General features: G+C 69.4%; 19 protein-coding genes. 8 read left to right on the plus strand and 11 right to left on the minus strand.

What is annotated here, in order from left to right:
• Positions 1-55 precede the first annotated feature (55 nt).
• The 8 genes from ABD156_RS41445 to ABD156_RS41480 all read right to left on the minus strand — a co-directional run bounded on the left by ABD156_RS41445 (position 56) and on the right by ABD156_RS41480 (position 10,021).
• Entirely contained in the window at positions 56-1,444 is a 1,389-nt protein-coding gene (locus tag ABD156_RS41445) for a beta-N-acetylhexosaminidase (RefSeq protein ID WP_344286530.1), read from the minus strand.
• 2 nt (positions 1,445-1,446) lie between these two features.
• Entirely contained in the window at positions 1,447-2,301 is an 855-nt protein-coding gene (locus ABD156_RS41450; RefSeq protein WP_344286532.1) for a carbohydrate ABC transporter permease, read from the minus strand.
• Entirely contained in the window at positions 2,292-3,212 is a 921-nt protein-coding gene (locus ABD156_RS41455; RefSeq protein WP_344286534.1) for a carbohydrate ABC transporter permease, read from the minus strand. The genes ABD156_RS41450 and ABD156_RS41455 overlap by 10 nt, the downstream gene beginning before the upstream one ends.
• Before the next feature lie 3 nt (positions 3,213-3,215).
• A complete protein-coding gene (locus tag ABD156_RS41460) occupies positions 3,216-4,499 on the minus strand; it encodes an extracellular solute-binding protein (protein ID WP_344286535.1) in 1,284 nt (427 codons plus the stop codon).
• A 75-nt stretch (positions 4,500-4,574) separates the two neighbouring features.
• On the minus strand, positions 4,575-5,708 hold the full coding sequence (locus tag ABD156_RS41465; protein ID WP_344286537.1) for a lactonase family protein: 1,134 nt from the start codon (positions 5,706-5,708) through the stop codon (positions 4,575-4,577).
• Positions 5,709-5,739: 31 nt separating this feature from the next.
• Positions 5,740-7,131 carry a GntP family permease gene (locus ABD156_RS41470; RefSeq protein ID WP_344286539.1) on the minus strand — a complete coding sequence of 464 codons (1,392 nt, stop codon included), beginning with the start codon at positions 7,129-7,131 and terminating at the stop codon, positions 5,740-5,742.
• On the minus strand, positions 7,128-8,723 hold the full coding sequence (locus ABD156_RS41475; protein WP_344286541.1) for an N-acyl-D-amino-acid deacylase family protein: 1,596 nt from the start codon (positions 8,721-8,723) through the stop codon (positions 7,128-7,130). The genes ABD156_RS41470 and ABD156_RS41475 overlap by 4 nt, the downstream gene beginning before the upstream one ends.
• Positions 8,723-10,021: an amino acid deaminase gene (locus ABD156_RS41480; RefSeq protein WP_344286542.1), complete on the minus strand. Its 1,299-nt coding sequence runs from the start codon at positions 10,019-10,021 to the stop codon at positions 8,723-8,725. The genes ABD156_RS41475 and ABD156_RS41480 overlap by 1 nt, the downstream gene beginning before the upstream one ends.
• Before the next feature lie 150 nt (positions 10,022-10,171).
• Here ABD156_RS41480 and ABD156_RS41485 point away from each other — a divergent pair, with 150 nt between their 5' ends.
• From ABD156_RS41485 to ABD156_RS41495, 3 genes are read left to right on the plus strand one after another with little or no spacing between them, the layout of a single operon-like run.
• Positions 10,172-11,113, plus strand: coding sequence for a sugar kinase (locus tag ABD156_RS41485; RefSeq protein ID WP_377928006.1), 942 nt, complete (start codon positions 10,172-10,174; stop codon positions 11,111-11,113).
• A complete protein-coding gene (locus ABD156_RS41490; protein ID WP_344286546.1) occupies positions 11,110-11,868 on the plus strand; it encodes an IclR family transcriptional regulator in 759 nt (252 codons plus the stop codon). The genes ABD156_RS41485 and ABD156_RS41490 overlap by 4 nt, the downstream gene beginning before the upstream one ends.
• Positions 11,868-12,251 carry a RidA family protein gene (locus ABD156_RS41495; protein ID WP_116204166.1) on the plus strand — a complete coding sequence of 128 codons (384 nt, stop codon included), beginning with the start codon at positions 11,868-11,870 and terminating at the stop codon, positions 12,249-12,251. The genes ABD156_RS41490 and ABD156_RS41495 overlap by 1 nt, the downstream gene beginning before the upstream one ends.
• 73 nt (positions 12,252-12,324) lie before the next feature.
• Here the strand turns inward: ABD156_RS41495 and ABD156_RS41500 are convergent, their stop codons facing one another.
• From ABD156_RS41500 to ABD156_RS41510, 3 genes are all read right to left on the minus strand, one after another.
• Positions 12,325-13,323, minus strand: a complete 999-nt coding sequence (locus ABD156_RS41500) for a 1-aminocyclopropane-1-carboxylate deaminase (protein WP_344286549.1) — start codon at positions 13,321-13,323, stop codon at positions 12,325-12,327.
• Positions 13,320-13,967, minus strand: coding sequence for a GntR family transcriptional regulator (locus ABD156_RS41505; RefSeq protein WP_377927995.1), 648 nt, complete (start codon positions 13,965-13,967; stop codon positions 13,320-13,322). The genes ABD156_RS41500 and ABD156_RS41505 overlap by 4 nt, the downstream gene beginning before the upstream one ends.
• A 570-nt stretch (positions 13,968-14,537) precedes the next feature.
• The gene (locus tag ABD156_RS41510) at positions 14,538-14,897 is read right to left on the minus strand and encodes a DUF1844 domain-containing protein (RefSeq protein WP_037370356.1); all 360 of its coding nucleotides are present in this window, start codon (positions 14,895-14,897) and stop codon (positions 14,538-14,540) included.
• A gap of 282 nt (positions 14,898-15,179) precedes the next feature.
• Between ABD156_RS41510 and infC the strand changes: the two genes are divergently transcribed.
• From infC to ABD156_RS41535, 5 genes are all read left to right on the plus strand, one after another.
• Entirely contained in the window at positions 15,180-15,743 is a 564-nt protein-coding gene (gene infC, locus ABD156_RS41515) for a translation initiation factor IF-3 (protein ID WP_200864208.1), read from the plus strand.
• 77 nt (positions 15,744-15,820) lie between these two features.
• Positions 15,821-16,015: a 50S ribosomal protein L35 gene (gene rpmI / locus ABD156_RS41520; protein WP_344286555.1), complete on the plus strand. Its 195-nt coding sequence runs from the start codon at positions 15,821-15,823 to the stop codon at positions 16,013-16,015.
• Between the two features lie 64 nt (positions 16,016-16,079).
• A complete protein-coding gene (gene rplT, locus ABD156_RS41525; RefSeq protein ID WP_020660351.1) occupies positions 16,080-16,457 on the plus strand; it encodes a 50S ribosomal protein L20 in 378 nt (125 codons plus the stop codon).
• 8 nt (positions 16,458-16,465) lie between these two features.
• A complete protein-coding gene (locus tag ABD156_RS41530; protein ID WP_377928008.1) occupies positions 16,466-17,254 on the plus strand; it encodes a TrmH family RNA methyltransferase in 789 nt (262 codons plus the stop codon).
• 2 nt (positions 17,255-17,256) lie between these two features.
• Positions 17,257-17,880: a nucleoside monophosphate kinase gene (locus ABD156_RS41535; RefSeq protein ID WP_344286559.1), complete on the plus strand. Its 624-nt coding sequence runs from the start codon at positions 17,257-17,259 to the stop codon at positions 17,878-17,880.
• Positions 17,881-19,023: the final 1,143 nt, after the last annotated feature.

Below are 19,023 nucleotides of genomic sequence, written 5' to 3' on the forward strand. Positions count from 1 at the left end.
GGGCGAGTTGGGGGGAGGAGGGGGTAGGGGGTAGCGGCGTCGAAAACGGGGGGCGTCAGCGTGGGCGGCCTGGTGCGTCTGGGCGGGTTTGCCATGGGTGTGGGCCGTCGAGGGGGCGGTAGTCCACGCCGAGTGCGTTTAGGCGCGGCAGGTGGTGGTTTCGCAGGCGGGGCAGGAATTCTGCGTAGTCGCGCGGGCCGCTGCTCCAGGCGACCTCGGCGAACGCTGACAGGCGCGGGAATGCCGCGTAGTCCGTTCGCCGCACGGTGTCCAGGTGTTCGGACCACAGCTGCGCTTGGACTCCGCGCACGCGCGGTCCGGATTCGGGCTCGAAACCGTAGAAATGTTCGAGATCCTGCAGGTAGCCGACCGGGATCGGTTCGTCCGGGTGGTCGCTTTGGCGGTGGTCTAGGTACACGCCGTCCTCGGGGCAGAGCACCACCTCGTGTCCGGCCTTCAACGCCAGCGACGCCCGTTCGCGGTCCTGCCACACGCCGATCACCATCGTCGGCAGGTCGCCGCCGTCGAGGACTTCGTCCCAGCCCATCGGTGTGCGTCCTCGGGCGGCGAGGTGGGCCGCGATTGCCCGGACGAACTGGTGGTGCGCCTCGGTGACCCCGGGCACCTCGTCGCCGCCGAGCGCGATCACCGGGGACGGGAAGATGTCCAGCACGTGGTCGAAGACCGCGCGGAAGAAGTCCAGAGTGGACTCCGACGGATCCAGCAGCGAGGTGCTGATGCCCCAGGAAGTCCAGACCTCCCAGGGGGTTTCGCTGGCCGGGCCGAGTTCCGGGTACGCCGTGATGGCGGCTCGGGCGTGTCCGGGAATGTCCACTTCGGGCACTACGGTGACCGACCGGGTCGCGGCGTACGCGACGATCTCCCGCAGATCGTCCACAGTGTAGTAACCGCCGTGCGGGCGGCCGTCGCGTTCAGGGCCGTCGTGCCTGCCGACCATGGACGATTTCCGCCAGCCGCCGACAGACGTGAGCCGGGGGAATTCCGGCGTCTCGATCCGCCAGCCCTGGTCGTCGGTGAGGTGCAGGTTCAGCACGTTCATCTTGTGCGCGGCCAACAGGTCGATGAACCGCAGCACCTCGGCCTTCGTCCGGAAGTGCCGCGAGACGTCGTAAAGGCAGCCGCGCCAGGCGAATCGCGGATGGTCGGTGATCGTCCCGCACGGCAGCTCGACCGGTCCATTGTGGATCGACACGGAACGGAACGCGTCCGGACCGGCCAGCTGGCGCAGGGTCTGGCGGCCGTAGAACTCGCCCGCCGCGTCGGCCGCGTCGAGTGTGACGCCGCCGGGAGCGATCGTGAGCCGGTAGCCCTCGGCGGGCAGCTCCGAGGCCGGGCGGACCTCTACCGGCGCGGGCCACGGACAGGTGCCGGGCGCCGCTTCCGCGGACACCGGGCGGGGGAGGAGAGTGTCGAAACCGGACATGGTCATCCCTTCACGGCCCCGGCCGTCCCGCCGACGAGCCTCCGTTGCACCAGCACGAAAAACACCAGCACGGGGATCGTCATCAGGGTGGACGAGGCCATCACGGCGCCCCAGTCGGTGTCCTCCGGTTTGAAGAACACCAGGATCGCCTGCGGCAGAGTCTGGTTTTCGGTCTTGGAGATGATGAACGTCTTGGCGAACAGGAAGTCGTTCCACGCGTGGATGAACGCGAGCACGCTCACCGCCACGAGCCCGGGAGCGACGAGCGGGAACAGGATCTGCCAGGTGAACCGCATCCGCGACGCACCGTCCAAAGTGGCCGCTTCCTCCAGTTCGGCGGGCACCGCGGCGACGAACCCGCGCAGCATCCAGATCGCGAACGGCAGGCTGAACGCCAGGTGCACCAGCACCAGCGAGCCCAGTTCGTTGAGCCCGAACGCCGGCACGGCCCCGCCGACCGAGCGCATCAGGAAGAACAGCGGAATGGTCAGCGCTTCCACCGGAACCATTTGCGCGACCAGGATCATCACCAGCAGCATTCCGCGCCCGCGGAACCGGAATCGCGTCAGTGCCACCGCCGAAAGGAACGACAGCACCAGCGACAGCAGCACCACGACCACCGCGACGGCGAGGCTGTTGAGGAAGAACCGGCCGAATCCGGAAACCGTGAGCACGCGCCGGAAACTGTCCAGCGAAGGCGCGAACGTCCACGGTTTCGGATGCGCCGACTGGATTTCCCCGGCCGGTTTGAAGGCCGACAGCACCATCCAGTACAGCGGGAACGCGACGATCCCGGCGATCACCACGGTCACGATTTCGGCGACGAGCCGCGCGGGGCGGCGCACTTTCACAGCCATGCGGCACTCCGGCGCTGGGACCGGACGTAGAGCCCGGTGATGGACAGCAGCAGCAAGGTCATCACGACCCCGATCGCGGAGCCGAGCCCGTACTCCTGCCCGGCGAACGCCTGCTGGTAGGCGTAGACGTTCAGGATCAGGTTCCGCCCGGCGATGCCGCCGCCGTTGGTCATCACGTAGATCTGGGTGAACACCTTGAAGTCCCAGATGATCGACTGCACGGTCGCGATGGTGAGCAGCGGCCGCACCGCGGGCAGGATCACCGACCGCGTGGTGCGCCAGACCGACGCGCCGTCGAGCGCCGCCGCCTCCAGCGTCTCCTTCGGCACCCCGCTGATCCCGGCGTACATGGTGACCATGACGAACGGGAACGAGCACCAGATCACCTCGGCGGCGACCAGCCCGAACGTCCCGAAGGTGCCGAACGTCCAGGAATGGTGCTCCATCCCGGTGAACCCGATGCCCGAGAGCACCTCGTTCACCAGGCCGAAATCGGTGTCGAAGAGGAACAGCCAGACGTACGAGCCGGCGATCGCCGGGGTCGCCCACGCGCCGAGCGCCGCCAGGAACAGCAGCGTGCGCGGGACCGCGCGGACCCGGCTCGCCAGCACGGCCAAAGCCGTGCCGACGACCAGGCTGCCGATCACGCAGGCCGCGGCGAACCCGACCGTCTTGCCGAGCACCGTCCAGAACTGGACGTCGGCAAGCAGGTTGACGTAGTTGTCGAGGCCCAGGAACACCAGCGGGGCCGCACCCGCCGCCTGCGGCTGGCCGTAGTCGTAGAGCGAGATCACGACCAGCTGGTAAATCGGGTACACCAGCAGCGCGCCGAGCAGGATCCCGGCGGGCAGCAGGTACAGGAGGGCCGCGCGGCCGTCGCGGCGGACGGTCGCGGAACGGACTGCGGCCACGGGTCAGCCGAAGTTCTTGTTCATCGCCGCGGCGGCGTCGGCCAGCGCGGCGTTCGCGTCCTTGCCGCCGGTCGCGATCTGCTGCACGGCGGTGGGCAGCACGTTCTGGCTGTCGATCTTGGACCACGCCGGGGTGCTCGGCACGAACTTCGTGCCCGCGCTCAGAGTGTCCACAAAGGCCTTCAGCGTCGGGTCGCTGGCGGCGAGCTTCTTCTGCACCGACGCGAGGGTGGGCAGATTGCCCATCGCGGCGTACATCTTCTCCTGGTACTTGATGCCGGCCAGCAGTTCGGCGAACTGCACCGCGAGACCGTGGCGCTGGCTCGCGCCGAACACGCCCAGCAGGTTGCCGCCGGCGAACGCGGGCGCGACCGAACCCGGGGTGGTGCCGGGGATCGGCATGATCGCGTACTTGCCCTTCACCGCGCCCTTTTCGACGGCCTTGCGGTTGAAGTCGCCGCCGATCACCATGCCCGCCTTGCCGCCGGCGAACGCGGTGACGCTCTGCGTGCCGGTGAGGTTGGCGCAGGCCGCGGGCGGGCAGATGTCGTCCTTGATCAGGTTCGCGTACGCGGTGACGCCTGCCTTGGCCTGCGCGGAGTCCACAGTGGACGTCCACTTGCCATTGTCCTGTTTGGCCAGGTCGCCGCCGTTGGCCCAGATGAACGGCAGCATCGCGTAGGTGTACTTGCCGCCGGTGGCGATGCCGTACAGATCCGGCTTCTTCTCGCGGATCTTGCGCGCGTCGTCAGTCAGCTCGGCCAGCGTCGTGGGCGGCTTGAGGCCGAGTTCGGCGAACACGTCGGTGCGGTAGTACAGCGCGCGGATGCCGGTGTACCAGGGGATGCCGTAGATCTTGCCGTTGGCCTTCGCGGTGTCCAAAACGGACGGAAGCAGGTCTTTGCCGTCCGACCAGTTCGTGATGTCCTTGGTGAGGTCGGACAACGCGCCGGTCTGCGCGTAGCTGGAGACGTCGGTGTTGCCGAACTCGGCGACGTCGGGGGCGTTGGAGGGATCGTTGAACGCGCCGGAGAACTTGTCCGCGCGGCCTTCGACCGGGACCCACTGCACGTCGACCTTCACGCCGGCGTGGTTGGCCTCGAACTCGGTGATCGCTTCCTTGACCGCGGCCTCTTTCGGCGCGCGGTTCGCCTCGTCGAACAGCCAGACCCGGAGCGTGCCGTCGGTTTGGTTTCCGCCGGAGGCGGCCGGGCCGGATTGAGTGGGCGCGCACGCGGCGAGCAACGCCAGCGTGGCGACAGCGGGCAGGACAGAGCGCAGCTTCATCGGTGACTCCTGTCGCGGGGACCGGTCAGAGACCGGAAAAGACGGGGCTGTGCGGCGTGACAGCCCCGGTTTTTCTCAGACGAAGAAGACAGAATTGACGTTCGGGACGGCGAGCGAGCCCGCGGACTTGCCGGGGAGGCCGGTGGCCGGGTCGCGCGGCAGCCAGGTGACCGTGCCGGAGCGCTGGTTCGAGACGTAGAACCACTTCTCGTCCGGGTCCAGCGCGAGGTGCCGCGGCCAGTTGCCGCCGGAGGCCGCCGAGGACACCAGGGTGAGCCCGGCTCCGCCGTCGGCGACAGTGAAGGTGGCGACGGTGTTGGGGCCGCGCACGGTGGCGTAGACGAACTTCCCGTCGCGCGACACGGTGATCTCGCCGGGGAACAGTTCGCCGGTGCTGCCCGGCGGAACCGCGGGCACGACGGCGATCGGCTTGAACGTGCCGGTGGCGGAATCCCAGCTGGCGACGGTGATCTCCGGCCGCAGTTCCTGGGCGACGTAAGCGAATTTGCCGTTCGGGTGGAACGCGAGGTGCCGCGGCCCGGCACCGGCGGGAAGGGTGATCTGCTTGTGCAGCTTCAGCTTTCCCTTGCCGGTGTCGAACGAGTAGACGTACACCGAGTCAGTGCCGAGGTCTACTGCGAGCACCCATTTGCCGGACGGGTCGGTGACCACCTGGTGCGCGTGCGGTTCCTTGCCCTGGTGCTGCTGCAGGTCGGTGGCCGCGCCGAGCTTGCCGCCTGCCTTGATCGGCAGCACGACGACGCTGCCGGAGTCGTAATTGGCGGCCAGCACGTACTTCTGGCTCGGGTGCACCGAAAGGTGCGTGGGCGAGCCGCCCTCCGAGGACGTCGACCCGAGCAGCTTCGGCCGGGTCGGGTCGGAGATGTCCAATGCGGACACCGTGCCGGTCTCCGCGCCCTCGTTTTCGTTGGTGACGTACAGGATCCGGCCGTCGCGAGTGCGGTCGAACCAGGAGACGTCGGTCAGCTTCGGAACGGTGCGCACCGGCGTGAGCGCGGGGCTTCCCGCCGCTCGCTGGGTGACGTCGAGCCCGTGGCCCGCCGGTGCGCTGGTGGTGTAGCTGCCGACGTACACCGTCGTGGCCGCGCGCGGCCGGGGCGCTGCCGTGGCGAGCTGTGCGCCCACCACGGCGGCGGCCCCGGCCGCGCCGACCGCTCCGACAAACGTGCGACGGGAAATCTCGGTCATCGAATACCCCCGGAACCTGTGCCGATGTGGTTCAGACCAATGCCATCACCAATGCTGCCACACCGAAACCGCTCAAGGAAAGGACTGTTTCCAAAGCCGTCCAGGTTTTCAGGGTTTGCGTCACGGTCAGCCCGAAGTAACGGGACACGATCCAGAATCCGCCGTCGTTCACGTGCGAGGCGATGATCGACCCGGCCGAGATCGCGACCACCACGAGCGCCAATTGTGCTTGCGAATAATGCAGATCCATCACCGTCGGCGCGACAATGCCGCTCGTCGTCACGATCGCGACCGTCGCGGACCCCTGGGCGATGCGCATGCCGCAGCTGATGATGTACGCCGCCAGCAGCACCGGAAGCCCGGCGTCGCCAAGGGATCCGGCCACCGCCTTGCCGATTCCGGTGGCGGACAGCACCGCTCCGAAGAACGAACCCGCGCCGACCACAAGAAGAATCATCGCGACCGGACGCAGTGCGTTGGCGGAAAGCCGGGCCAGATCCGCGCCGCTCATCCCGCGCCGGCGGCCGAGCAGCCACGACGCGAGCAGCGTCGCGATGGTCAGCGCGATGGCCGGCGTGCCGAGGAACGCCGCGATCCCCGCACCAGTGGACCCCTTGGGCAGCAGGATGCTGCCGAACGTCCCCAGGAGGATCAGCACCAGCGGCACCGCGATGATCCCGCCGACCAGCTTGAGCGACGGCGCGGGGCCGTCCTGCTCGCCCTCTTCCCCGGCGAGCTTCGCGAAGTCCTCGGCCAGCGGCACGTCAACGCGCTTGCCGATCCACGTCGAGTACAGGATGCCGCCGATGAACCAGGCCGGGATGCCGCAGACCGCGCCCATCAGGATCAGCCAGCCGAGATCGACGTGCAGCAGCCCGGCCGCGGCGACCGGGCCCGGGTGCGGCGGGATGAAGGCGTGCGTGATGGAAAGCCCGGCCAGCAACGGCATCGCGTACAGCACGATCGACCGGCCGCCCTGCTTCGCCGCCGCGTAAACCAGCGGCGCGAGCACGAAAATACCGATGTCGAAAAACACCGGGATGCCGAAAATCAGGCCGGAAAGACCCATGGCGAGCGGAGCGCGTTTCTCGCCGAACGCCCGCAGCAACGCCGAGGTGAGCACGCGCGCGCCGCCGGATTTCTCCAGGATCGAACCGAGCAGCGTGCCCAGCCCGATGATCGCCGCGATGTGCCCGAGAATGCTGCCGAAGCCCTTCTCCAGCAGCGAATCCGAGGTTTTCTGGGCGGTGCCGACCAGGGTGCCGACCGGCACGCCCGCGGCCAGCGCGGTGAGCAGGCCCACCACGATCAAGGCGATGAACGGTTCGACCTTCACCTTGATGATGAGGAAAAGCAGCACCGCGATGGACACCGCGGCCAGCGTGAGCAGACCGGCCGTGCTGGTCTGCAGCCAGTGAATCATCGTCGACTCCCGGGATGGCGAAGGGAATGCCCGGCGAGCGCGCCGGTGGGGGTTCCGTCTTCGAGGGCGGCGACGCCGTTGACGAAGACGTGGGAGAGGCCCGCGGCGGGCTGCCGCGGATTGTCGAACGTCGCGGTGTCGGCGACCGTGTTCGGGTCGAACAGCACCAGATCGGCTGCGTGACCGGGACGCACGAGGCCCCGGTCGGTCAGCCCCAGCCGCCGTGCCGCGCGCCCGGTGAGGTGCGCGACGCAGTCGGCCAGCTCGAGAACGCCCAGTTCGCGGACGTAGCGCGCGAGGTACCGCGGGAAGGTGCCCCACGCGCGGGGGTGCGGCCGCGCGCCGACCAGCAGGCCGTCCGAGCCGCCGGTGTGCGTGCGGTGCCGCATGATGGCTTGCACGTTTTCCTCGTGCCCCACGTGCATGAGGCAGGACGTGCCGAGCTTTTCGTCGATCAGCGTGTCGAAGTACAGCTCTGCCGGGGGTTTTCCGGCAGCACGGGCGGAAGCGAGGACGCTGTGGCCCACCAGTGCGGCGTTTTCCTCGCGGCGGACTCCGTTTATTTCGATGGCGTCCCAGTCGATCGGGACGCCGTGCGCGCCGTCCGAACCGGACTCTTCGATCTCCGCTCGGATCCGTTCCCGAGTGTCCGGATCGGACAGTCGGGCGAGCGTCGGCTCCAGGCCGCCTTCGGTGGACCAGCTCGGCAGGAGCGCGGACAGGTAGGTCGCCCCGGGCAGGTACGGGTACGTGTCGAGGGTGATGTCGCAGCCGTCGTCGAGCGCGTCGTCCAGCAGCCGCAACAGATCCGGTGCCTTGCCCTTGTTGACGGAGAAGTTCATCGTCGCGTGCGCGAGGTGCAGGGGACAGCCGGAGCGGCGGGAGACGTCGACCATCTCCGCGAACGCCTCCAGCGCGCCCGCGCCGTAGCTGCGGTGGTGCGGGCTGTAGTAACCGCCGCGCTCGCCGGCCACCCGGCACAGCTCGACCAGTTCCTCGGTGGTCGCGTACATCCCGGGCGTGTAGGTCAGCCCGGACGAGAGCCCGAACGCGCCTTCCTCCAGCCCGGTCGCGATGAGTTCTTTCATCCGGGCCAGTTCGGTTTCGGTGGCGGGCCGGTCCTCCCAGCCGACCACCAGCATCCGCACCGTGCCCTGCGGGACCAGGTACGCGGCGTTCGTCGCGATGCCCTGGTCGAGCCGGTCCAGGTACTCGCCGACCGAGCGCCAGTTCCAATCGAACCCGGCCGGGTCGTCGTTCCATCCGGCCAGCTGCTGGCGCAGGCTCGCGAGCACCTCGTCGTTGACCGGCGCGTACGAGAGACCGTCCTGGCCCAGCACCTCGGTGGTCACGCCTTGGCTGATTTTCGCCAGATGGTCCGGGGTGGCGAGCACCTGCAGGTCGGAATGCGAGTGCATGTCGATGAAGCCGGGGGAGAGCACCTGCCCGGTCGCGTCAAGCACGCGCGGCGCGGTGAGTTCGCCCGGCGCGGCGACGTCGGCGATGCGGTCGCCGGCGATGCCGACGTCGCGGATTTCCAGCGGGGCCCCGGTTCCGTCGGCGACTCGGGCACCGCGGATCACGAGATCCATCAGAACCACGTCCGCACGAAGTCGACCACCGTCTCGCCGTCGGCGTCCACGACCGGCAGCAGCGACCACTTGTCGAACGTCGTGCACGGATGCGACAAACCGAGCCGGATCCAGTCGCCGACCTCGACCGGCGAGCCTTCCGGCAGTTCGAGGAACGCGTGCTGGTCGTTGAGCTTCGGGACGGTGTGCCCGGTCAGCTCGGTGACCACGCCGTCCTTGCGCAGCAGCTGCGGCTCCGGCATGCCTTCGTCGTACGGCAGGTCGCGCTTGCCCGCGGTGAGCAGCGCCAGCTCCGGCGTTGGCTTCGACGTCACCTGCGCCCACGCGTGCAACGCGGGACGGAAGCTGTCGACACCGGCGATGCGCGGGTGTTCGCCGAGCGGCGAGATCTCGCGGTAGAAGCCGTCGTCGTGCGTGAGGTACGCGCCGCTGCGCAGGATCGGGACCACTTCGAGCCCGTCCGGCCACGGCTTGGTCAGCTCGTCCACGACGCGGTCGAAGTAAGCGCTGCCGCCCGCGGTGACGTACACCGGACCCTCCGCGAGCAAACCCTTGTCCGCGAACGTAACCGTCGCGTCGCGAAGACTGTCCACATAGGAACTAATCTTCGCCAGCGCCGCTTCGTCAGTGTGGTGCGAAAGCGCGCCTTCGTAACCACCAGTGCCACGCAGCCGGAGCACCGGGCTCTTCGCTGCGGCCTCAGCGACGGCAAGCGCGGTCGCCGCGTCGCGGACACCTGTGCGGCCGCCTTCGCCGCCCAGCTCCACGAGCACATCGACCGGCCGCTCGGCACCGGCGAGCGCTTCGGTCATCAGCTCGACGCTGCGCACCGAGTCGACCCAGCAGACGAACTCGAAGTCCGGATCCGCCGCCAGCTCGCCGGCCAGCCAGCGCAGCGCGGACGGGTCCACGACCTGGTTCGCCAGCAGGATCCGCGACACGCCGAACGCGCGGTAGATCCGCACGTGCCCGGCGTTCGCCGCGGTGATGCCCCACGAGCCGTGCTCAAGCTGCCGGGCGAACAGCTCCGGCGCCATCGTCGTCTTGCCGTGCGGCGCGAGCGCGATGCCGCGGTCGGCGCACCAGCGGGCCATCGTGGCGAGGTTGTGTTCCATCGCGTTCGCGTCGAGCACCACGAACGGACCGAAGAAGCCGTCGTCGAAGAGCTTGGCGCGGCGGGCCGCGGCTTCGTCGAGAGTGAGCCCGGACAGGGCCGGGGGGAGCGCGCGGAAGCGCCAGTCGATCCGTTCGCCGCGCCCGGCTCGGACGGCGGCGGTGAGAGCGGCGTTGCTGTTCATTCAGGACCTCGGTTGCGTATCTTGCAACGGACGTTGCGCAAAATGCGTTGCATAGGTGTAGCATCCGGGTCGCCACAGGTCAACGGGGAAGGGACGTCAGTGACCAGCAGTCCGACTGGGTCGCCCGAAGTGCTCTGCATCGGCGAGTCGATGGCGTTGTTCGTGCCCGCCGAACCCGGCCCGCCGGACGAGGTGCGCACCTGGCTGCGCACCATCGGCGGCGCGGAGTCGAACGTCGCGTGCCACCTGCCCGCCCTCGGCGTGCCGAGCGGATGGGTCAGCGCGGTCGGCGACGACCCGTTCGGCCGCGCGCTCGTCCGCGAGATCGCTTCGGCGGGCGTCGACGTGCACGGCGTCGTAGTCGACCCGACCCGCCCGACCGGGCTGTACGTGAAGGAAAGCGGCGCGGGCGGCAGTCCGGTCCGCTACTACCGCTCGGGCTCCGCCGCGTCCGGCATGGGCCCGGAACTGGTGTCCCGACTGGACTTCTCCGGCGTCCGCGTGCTGCATCTCTCCGGGATCACGCCCGCGCTTTCGGACAGCTGCCTCGCGCTCGTCCGCGCGCTGCTCGACCGTCCGCGCGGCGACCTGCTCGTGTCGTTCGACGTCAACCATCGCCCCGCGCTGTGGACCGGACGCGACCAGTCCGTGCTCGCCGAACTGGCGGGGAAGGCCGATCTGGTGCTGACCGGCGACGACGAGGCGGAACGCGTGTGGGGCACCGGCGATCCGGCGCGGCTGCGCGCTCTGCTGCCCGGCCCGCGCACGCTCGTGGTCAAGCACGGGGAACGCGGCGCGACGCTCGTGGAGGGCTCGGCCGAACCGCTGTTCTCGCCCGCGCTTCAGGTTGATGTCGTCGAGCCGGTCGGCGCCGGAGACGCCTTCGCCGCCGGATTTCTGGCCGCGACTCTGCGCGGCGCCGACCCGCTGACGAGGCTTCGGCGCGGTCACCTGCAAGCCGCGGCGACGCTGTTGACTCAAGACGACGTCGGCGCGCCGCTGGCCGAGGCCGTCGTGACGAAACTGGTGCAGGCGGACGCCGACAGCTGGGGTTCCGTCCGGCTCACCGGAGAGGGAGTGGTGGCCACGTGAGCCAAAGTCTCGACCGCGCGCTGACGCTGCTGGGCGGTCTCGCTCGCGGCGGCAAAACGCTCGACGAGCTGGCCGAAGAGATCGGCGTGCACAAGACGACCGTGCTGCGCCTGCTGCGCACGCTCGAATCGCACCACTTCGTGCGGCGCGAGGGTACCCGGCACTACCGGCTCGGCAGCGCGCTTTTCGACCTCGCCAACCAGGCGCTCGAGGACCGCGACGTCCGGCGCAGTTCGCACGAAGCGCTCGCCGAGCTGAACCTGCGCACCGGGCACACCGTGCACCTGGCGTCCTATGAGGACGGCGAGGTGGTGTACATCGACAAGTTCGAGGGACACCACGCGGTCCGGATGTATTCGCGGGTCGGCAAACGCGCGCCGCTGCACTGCACCGCGGTCGGCAAGGTGCTCGTCGCGGCGATGCCGCGGGCGAAACGCGAGGAGATCGCCCGCGCGATCGACTACGTCGTGCTCACCGCCAACACCATCACCACGCCCGAGGCGTACTTGGCCGAACTGGACCAGGTCGCTGAGCGCGGGTACGCGGTGGACAATGCCGAGCACGAGGACTTCATCCACTGCGTTTCCGCGCCGGTGCGCGGCGCGGGCGGCGAAGTGCTCGCCGCGGCGTCGATGTCGGTGCCGAAGGTGTTGCTGGACTACGACGGGCTGCTGGCGCTCGTGCCCGAGCTGCTGGCCGCCACCGAGAAAGCTTCCGTCCACAGTGGATGGACGGGGAACGGAAAGGGGCAATGATGGGCAAGACGGCGATCACCAGCGAGAACGCGCCGAAGCCGCCGGCGAACTTCTCGCAGGCCGTCCGCAAGGGGAACATCCTGCAGGTCGCCGGCGCGGTCGCGTTCGACCCGGCCACGAACGAGATCGTCGGCGACGACGTCGTGAGCCAGACCCGGCAGGTGTTCAAGAACCTGACCGCGCTGCTCGAAGAAGCGGGCTCGAGTTTCGCGGACGCGGTGATGGTGCGCGTGTACCTCACCGACACCAGCCACTTCGCCGCGTTCAACGAGGTCTACAACGAGCTGATCGGCGAGGCCCCGCACGCGGCCCGCACCACGGTGTACGTCGGGCTGCCCGCCGGTCTCCTGGTCGAGATCGACGTGCTCGCCGTCCTCGACTGACGTTGCTTGTGGTCCGTGAAGGGCTCCTTGAGGGAATCTGATTCCCTCAAGGAGCCCTTCACGGACAGTCGCTTCAGCCGAGCACGCTCGTGTACGCATTGATCGCGGGCTGCCCGCCGAGGTGTGCGTACAGCACGTTCGAATCCTTCGCGATCTCGCCGGTGCGCACGAGATCGATGAGCCCGGCCATCGACTTCCCCTCGTACACCGGATCGGTGATCATGCCTTCGAGCCGCGCGGCGGTATGGATCGCCTCAAGCGTCTGCTCGTCCGGAATGCCGTAAACCCCCGCGTGATAGCGCTCGTCGAGTTCTACGTCTTCAACCGGCCCTGCTTCGATCAGCTCCGCCGTGCTCTTCGCGATACGGCCGATCTGCTCCCGCGTCTCGTCGGGCTTCGCCGACGCGTCGATCCCCAGAATCCGCCGCGGCTTCCCGCTCACCGCCGCTCCGGCCATCATCCCCGCCTGCGTGCTGCCGGTGACCGAGCAAACCACGACAGTGTCGAAGAAAACGCCGAGTTCGCGTTCTTGTTCTTCCAGCTCCAGCACCCAGTTCGCGAACCCGAGCCCGCCGAGCTGATGATCCGACGCCCCGGCCGGGATCGCGTACGGCGTGCCGCCGCTCGCTTCGACCTCCGCCAGCGCCCGCTCCCAGCTCTCCTTGAAGCCGATGCCGAACCCGGCGTCGACGAGCCGGACGTCCGCGCCGAGGATCCGCGACAGCTGGATGTTGCCGACCTTGTCGTGCAGCGGATCGGCCCAGTCGACCCAGCTTTCTTGCACCAGCGCGGCTTTCATCCCGGCGCGCGCCGCGGCAGCCGCGACCTGGCGCGTGTGGTTCGACTGGACGCCGCCGATCGAGACGAGCGTGTCCGCGCCCTTGGCGAGCGCGTCGGCGACGAGGTACTCGAGCTTGCGCGTTTTGTTGCCGCCGTAGGCGAGGCCGGAGTTGAGGTCCTCGCGCTTGGCCCAGACGGTCGCGCCGCCGAGGTGCTCGGTCAGCCGCTCCAGCCGGTGCACCGGCGAAGGCCCGATCAGCAGCGGGAAACGGGGGAAATCAGCCAGGCTCACGCGTCCTCCAGGAGGGCTTCGAGGTCGGTCCAAATCGTTGAAGTGAGCTGCGCCGCGGTCTTTTCGTCGCCGCTTTCCAGCGCGTCGATGAGTTCTTCGTGCCGGGTGACCGAACGGTGTGCGGGCAGCGAGCTGAACCGCGCGTATTCGAGCCGGCGCAATAACGGCGTGTACCGGTCGAGCGTCGCCGCGACCGCCCGGTTGCCGCACGCCCGCACGGGGATCTCGTGCAGTTCGTCGTCCGCTTCGATCGCCTTGCCGACGTCTCCTTCGGCGACAGCTTCGCGAAACCGGTCGTTGGCCTCGCGCATTTCCGCGATCTCCCGCTGGCCGAGCCGGGGGAGTGCTTCGCGCACGGCCAGCTCGTGCAACGCCCGGACGAGCCGGACCGCGTCGCGGACGTCGCCGGCGTCGAACTCGGCGACCCTCGTGTAACTCTGCGGCTTCGACACGACCAGCCGGTCCTCGGCCAGCCGCAGCAGTGCCTGCCGGACCGGGGCGCGGGAAAGCCCGAGCTGGTCGGCGAGGTCCGCGTCGCGCAGCGGAGTGCCCGGCGGGAGGCTGCCGTCGATGATGGCGTGCCGGATGAGCTCGTACGCCTCGTCGCGCAGCAGCGGGCGGGAGACCTTGGGAAGTGCACTCACATCTAACATGTTAGATGTCCGCTGTCATTGGGGGCAATGGCTTGGAATGACGGGATCCACGCGGGCGCTGGTGTGATGCCGCGGCGTCGCGCGGGCGCGGCGCCCGCGCGAGTTGCCGAGGTGCCGCGAGTTGCCGAGGTGCCGCGAGTTGCCGAGGTGCCGCGAGTTGCCGAGGTGCCGCGAGTTCCCGCGAGTTCCCGCGTGTTGCCGTGGGTTTGCGGCGGGCCGTCGGCCGCACGGCCCGGGTGCCGCGTGGCTCGTCCGTGGTCGCCCGGAGTGGCGCGGGCACCGGAGCGCGGCCGCGGTCATGGCGAGCTGCGGGACCGAGGCTTCGTGGATCGGACTTCGTGGATCGCCGGGTCGAACTCCGGCACCCGGCGCCGCAGGGCTCAGCGCGTCGGCCCGCTGAGCGTCGATCAGCGTCCCGCCGATCGCGTGCCGCGGTTCCGCCTGCACCGATCCTGCGCGCCGGGGCCTCGTTGCTCCTCGGCCCTCGGCCGGAAACGGCGAAGACCCGCCCGGCGATGCCGCGAGGCGGGTCTTCGGATGTCTCTCGGGAGAGCCCGGGGCTCAGTAAACCGGCCCGGTGTACTTCTCGCCCGGCCCCTGGCCCGGCGGGTCCGGCACGACCGAAGCCTCGCGGAACGCCTTCTGCAGCGACTGCAGTCCGTCGCGAAGGGGCCCGGCGTGCAGGCCGAGGTACTCGGCGGAGGCGGTGACGAGCCCGGCGAGCGCGGTGATGAGGCGGCGCGCCTCGTCGAGGTCGCGGTGCGGCGAGTTCTCCGGGTCGGCGTCGGCGAGGCCGAGGCGTTCGGCTCCCGCGGACAGCAGCATCACCGCGGCGCGGCTGATCACCTCGACGCTCGGGATCTCCTCGAGCCCGCGGTCGTCGGGGGAATACGGGGGCGGTGGCGAAGGTTGTTCAGACACGTCTGGTACCCTTCCACGTGCGACCAGCTCCCGAGCGATCGGGGGCGGCAAGTGGAGCCCCGCTCCCACCCGCGTCACCGACTCAGGTGTCCGGGTCCGGTCTCGCCGAAGTGGTGCATGCCGTTCAGGCAGCGTACCGCCGAGGCGAAGCGTTCGGCCCTCCGGCCGGGCGCGATCGGAGACAGAGCGGGCCCCGTGCACCGGCAGCAGCCGGCGACGGGGCCTGAGTCATGAGGGCACCAGGTCGAAACGAGAAAACATCACTCGGACCAAGGAGGCCCCATCAGCTCCGAGACACGCATCAACGACCGCATCCGGGTGCCGGAAGTCCGGCTCGTCGGCCCCAACGGCGAGCAGGTCGGCATCGTCCGGATCGAGGATGCGCTGCGGCTTGCCCAAGAGGCGGACCTCGACCTCGTCGAGGTGGCCCCGCAGGCCCGCCCGCCCGTGGCCAAGCTCATGGACTTCGGCAAGTTCAAGTACGAGAGCGCGCAGAAAGCCCGCGACTCGCGACGCAACCAGCATCTGACCGTCATCAAGGAACAGAAGCTGCGGCCGAAGATCGACCAGCACGACTACGAGACCAAGAAGGGTCACGTGTCGCGGTTCCTGGCGGCGGGCAACAAGGTCAAGGTCACGATCATGTTCCGCGGTCGCGAGCAGTCCCGGCCGGAGCTCGGTTTCCGGCTCCTGCAGAAGCTCGCCGACGACGTCACCGAGCTCGGCTTCGTGGAATCGTCGCCGAAGCAGGACGGACGCAACATGATCATGGTGCTGGCCCCGCACAAGAACGTGAAGCCGAAGGCGGCGAAAGCCGAATCGGCCGAATCGGCTCCCGAGGCGTAGCGCCCCAGCGCCGACCAGCACAGTCAGCGGCACACCGGGTCATCCGGTGTGCCGCCGCACGGAAGAGGACAACAAGCATGCCGAAGATGAAGACGCACAAGGGCACGTCGAAGCGCGTCCGCGTGACCGGTTCGGGCAAGCTGCGCCGCCAGAAGGCCGGCCGCCGCCACCTGATGGAGAAGAAGTCCAACCGCCTCACCCGCCGTCTCGAGGGCACGACCGAGGTCGCCCAGAGCGACGTCGGCCGCGTGAAGCGCCTGCTCGGCCGCTGAGGCCCGCACCCTTTCCCGACCACCCCGGGGTCCTCGCACCCCCCGAATTCGACAGGATGGACCAGTGGCACGCGTCAAGCGGGCGGTCAACGCCCAGAAGAAGCGTCGCGCGACTCTCGAACTGGCCAGCGGTTACCGCGGCCAGCGTTCGCGGCTGTACCGCAAGGCCAAGGAGCAGACGCTCCACTCGCTCAACTACGCCTACCGCGACCGCCGCGCGCGCAAGGGTGACTTCCGCCAGCTGTGGATCACCCGCATCAACGCGGCCGCTCGCGCCAACGGCGTCACCTACAACCGGTTCATCCAGGGCCTGAAGGCCGCCGGTGTCGAGGTGGACCGCAAGATCCTCGCGGATCTCGCGGTCAACGACGCGGCCGCTTTCGCCGCGCTCGCCGAGGTCGCCAAGGCGAACGTCACGACCGGCGAAGCGAAGTCGGCCTGACCAGCGGCATTTTCCGGCCCGGGGCGGATCCGTTCACCGAACGGACCCCCCGGGTCGTTGCCGCGCGCAAACTGACCCGGCGCGCGGAACGCGAGAAAACCGGCCGCTTCCTGGCCGAAGGGGTCAACGCCGTCACCTCGGCGCTTTCCCACGGCACGGTGCACGAACTCTTCGTCACCGAACGCGCCGCCGCCGCCCACCCAGCTCTGGTGGAGGCCGCCCCCCGCGTGTCGCCGATCACCGACCGCGCGGCCGCGAGCCTGTCGGAAACCGTGACGCCGCAAGGAATCATCGCCGTCTGCTCGCTGGTCGACCGTCCACTGGAGACAGTCCTGGCCTCGGCCCGGCTGGTGGTCGTCCTGGTCGACGTCGCCGAACCCGGCAACGCAGGCACTGTCATCCGGGTAGCCGACGCCGCCGGTGCTGACGCAGTTGTCCTGGCCGGCGACACCGTCGACCCGCACAACGGCAAAAGCGTCCGCGCCGCCGCCGGTTCCACGTTCCACGTCCCGCTGGCCCGCGCCCGCGACATCCCGTCGGTCCTGACAGCCCTGCGCTCGGCCGGCCTCCGAACACTGGCCGCGCACGGCTATGCCTCGACGTCGCTGGAGACTGTCCACTTCGGAGACCCAGTGGCCTGGATCTTCGGCAACGAAGCGCACGGCCTGCCCGAGGACGTCTTGTCCGCTGTAGACGAAGCAGTCCGAATCCCGTTGTACGGCAAGGCGGAAAGCCTCAACCTGGCGACCGCCGCCGCAGTCTGCGTCTACACCGCAGCGATGGCCGCCCACCGCTGACCGTGGCGGACCTCCGGCACGTCTACTGGATCGGCGGCGCCCCCGGCGCGGGCAAATCGACGATCGCCCGCCGCCTAGCCGCCCGCTACGGCTGGCACCACTACGCGACCGACGACACCATGCGCGCCCACACCGCCCGCACGACTCCTGCTTCGGCTCCGATGCTGCACGCCTTCCGGTCCATGGACATGGACGAACGCTGGGTGCGCCGTTCTCCCAACGTCATGCTGGAGACGTTCCACTGGTTCCGCGGCGAGGGTTTCGAGCTGATTGCCGAAGATCTCCTAGACCTGCCTTCGGACCCTCCCGTTGTCGCCGACGGCTTCCGGCTGCTGCCGCACCTGGTAGAGCCGCTGCTGAAGGCCGTGGACCAAGCCGTCTGGCTCCTGCCGACGCCGGAGTTCCGCCACGCGGCGATCGAAGGCCGGAGCACGCCGGGGGAGGGTTTCGCATGGCGCACCAGCGATCCGGCCCGGGCCGCCCGCAATCTCGCCGAACGGGACCGGATGTTCACGAACCGCCTCCGAGAGCAGACTTCGCGGCTCGGGCTGCGGGCGATCGAGGTCGACTCCGCGACTTCGGAGGAGGACCTTCTTCGCCAGGTGACGACCGCGTTCCACCTCTGACGCCCGGCGGCCTCCGCCGGACCTCGCCGTCGAGCGCTCCGGCTTGCTTGGCGCACGATCGACTCCTTATGCCACCAGAACTTTGACCGGGGCGGTGCCGGGGCCGCTCGACGCCCGCCACGACACGGATATCAGCCCGGCGGTCGTGGCAACTTCCCTCGCCTCGCGGCCACAAGCGGCCACTAGTCTGCGCCGCTAGTCTCTGCGCTGCCCGTTTGCGCTGCCGGTTTGCGCTTGTCGCAGGCCCTGTTGGCCGCGGAATCGTGCCGTCGCGCTGCTCGCTGGCTGCTGAGCTGTGCCTGCCGCATAGTCGGTCACCGGCCGCGTCGTGCTTGCCATGCCCTGGCCGTTTGCCGGGTGGCGCGTGCCGCATCGTCGGTCACCTGCTGGGTCGTTCCTGCCACGTTCCGGCCGTTTGCCGTGTTGTGCCTGCCATGTCCCGGGCGTTTGCCGGGTGGTGCCTGCCGCATCGTTGGTCACCTGCGGGGTCGTGCGTGCCGCGTTCCGGCCGTTCGTCGTGTTGTGCCTGCCGCGTCCCGGGCGTTTGCCGGGTGGTGCGTGCCACGTCTCGGCCGCTTGCCGGGTCGTTCCTGCCACGTTCCAGCCGCTTGCCGGACTGCGCTTGTCGCAAACCTCCGGCTCCGGTCGAACTGTGCCCGCCGGTTTACTGCCGGGTTGCGCTCGCCGAGTTGTCCGGATGCCAAGTGCGTCGCCGGTCACTTCCACGCTTCCTGCCGGCTTGCCGCCCTCCGGCGCACCCCTGCCCGAATCCTGTCGCGCACATCGCGCTCGATCGAGCCGTCGGCGCTCTTCACCGCTGTCACCGTCCGACCCGAGCGCCGATCCCGCAGTCGTCGCTCCCGGACACCTCAAGACTTCGCCCCGCCAAGCACGGCAGCTCCGCCCTCTCACACCCGTCTCGCCGTCGCCCCGGGCGGGCGTCGCGGCAAGCCGGTCGAGGGGCGGTTCTCACCTGATCTGCTGACGTCCGTTCGGGTCCTCGGCGACGGTCGGTCGTGATCACGGGGCGGATCCGGCGCAGCGGCTCCGGAAGCGGAGGGTGAGCGGCCGGGCCTGGAGCCCGATCCCCTAGACTGAGCTGCCCGATGTGCACGTGCGGCGGCATGCCCGCGTGCCGCCGAC

Origin of the sequence: Amycolatopsis albidoflavus (assembly GCF_039525725.1) — a bacterium.
GTDB lineage: Bacteria > Actinomycetota > Actinomycetes > Mycobacteriales > Pseudonocardiaceae > Amycolatopsis > Amycolatopsis albidoflava.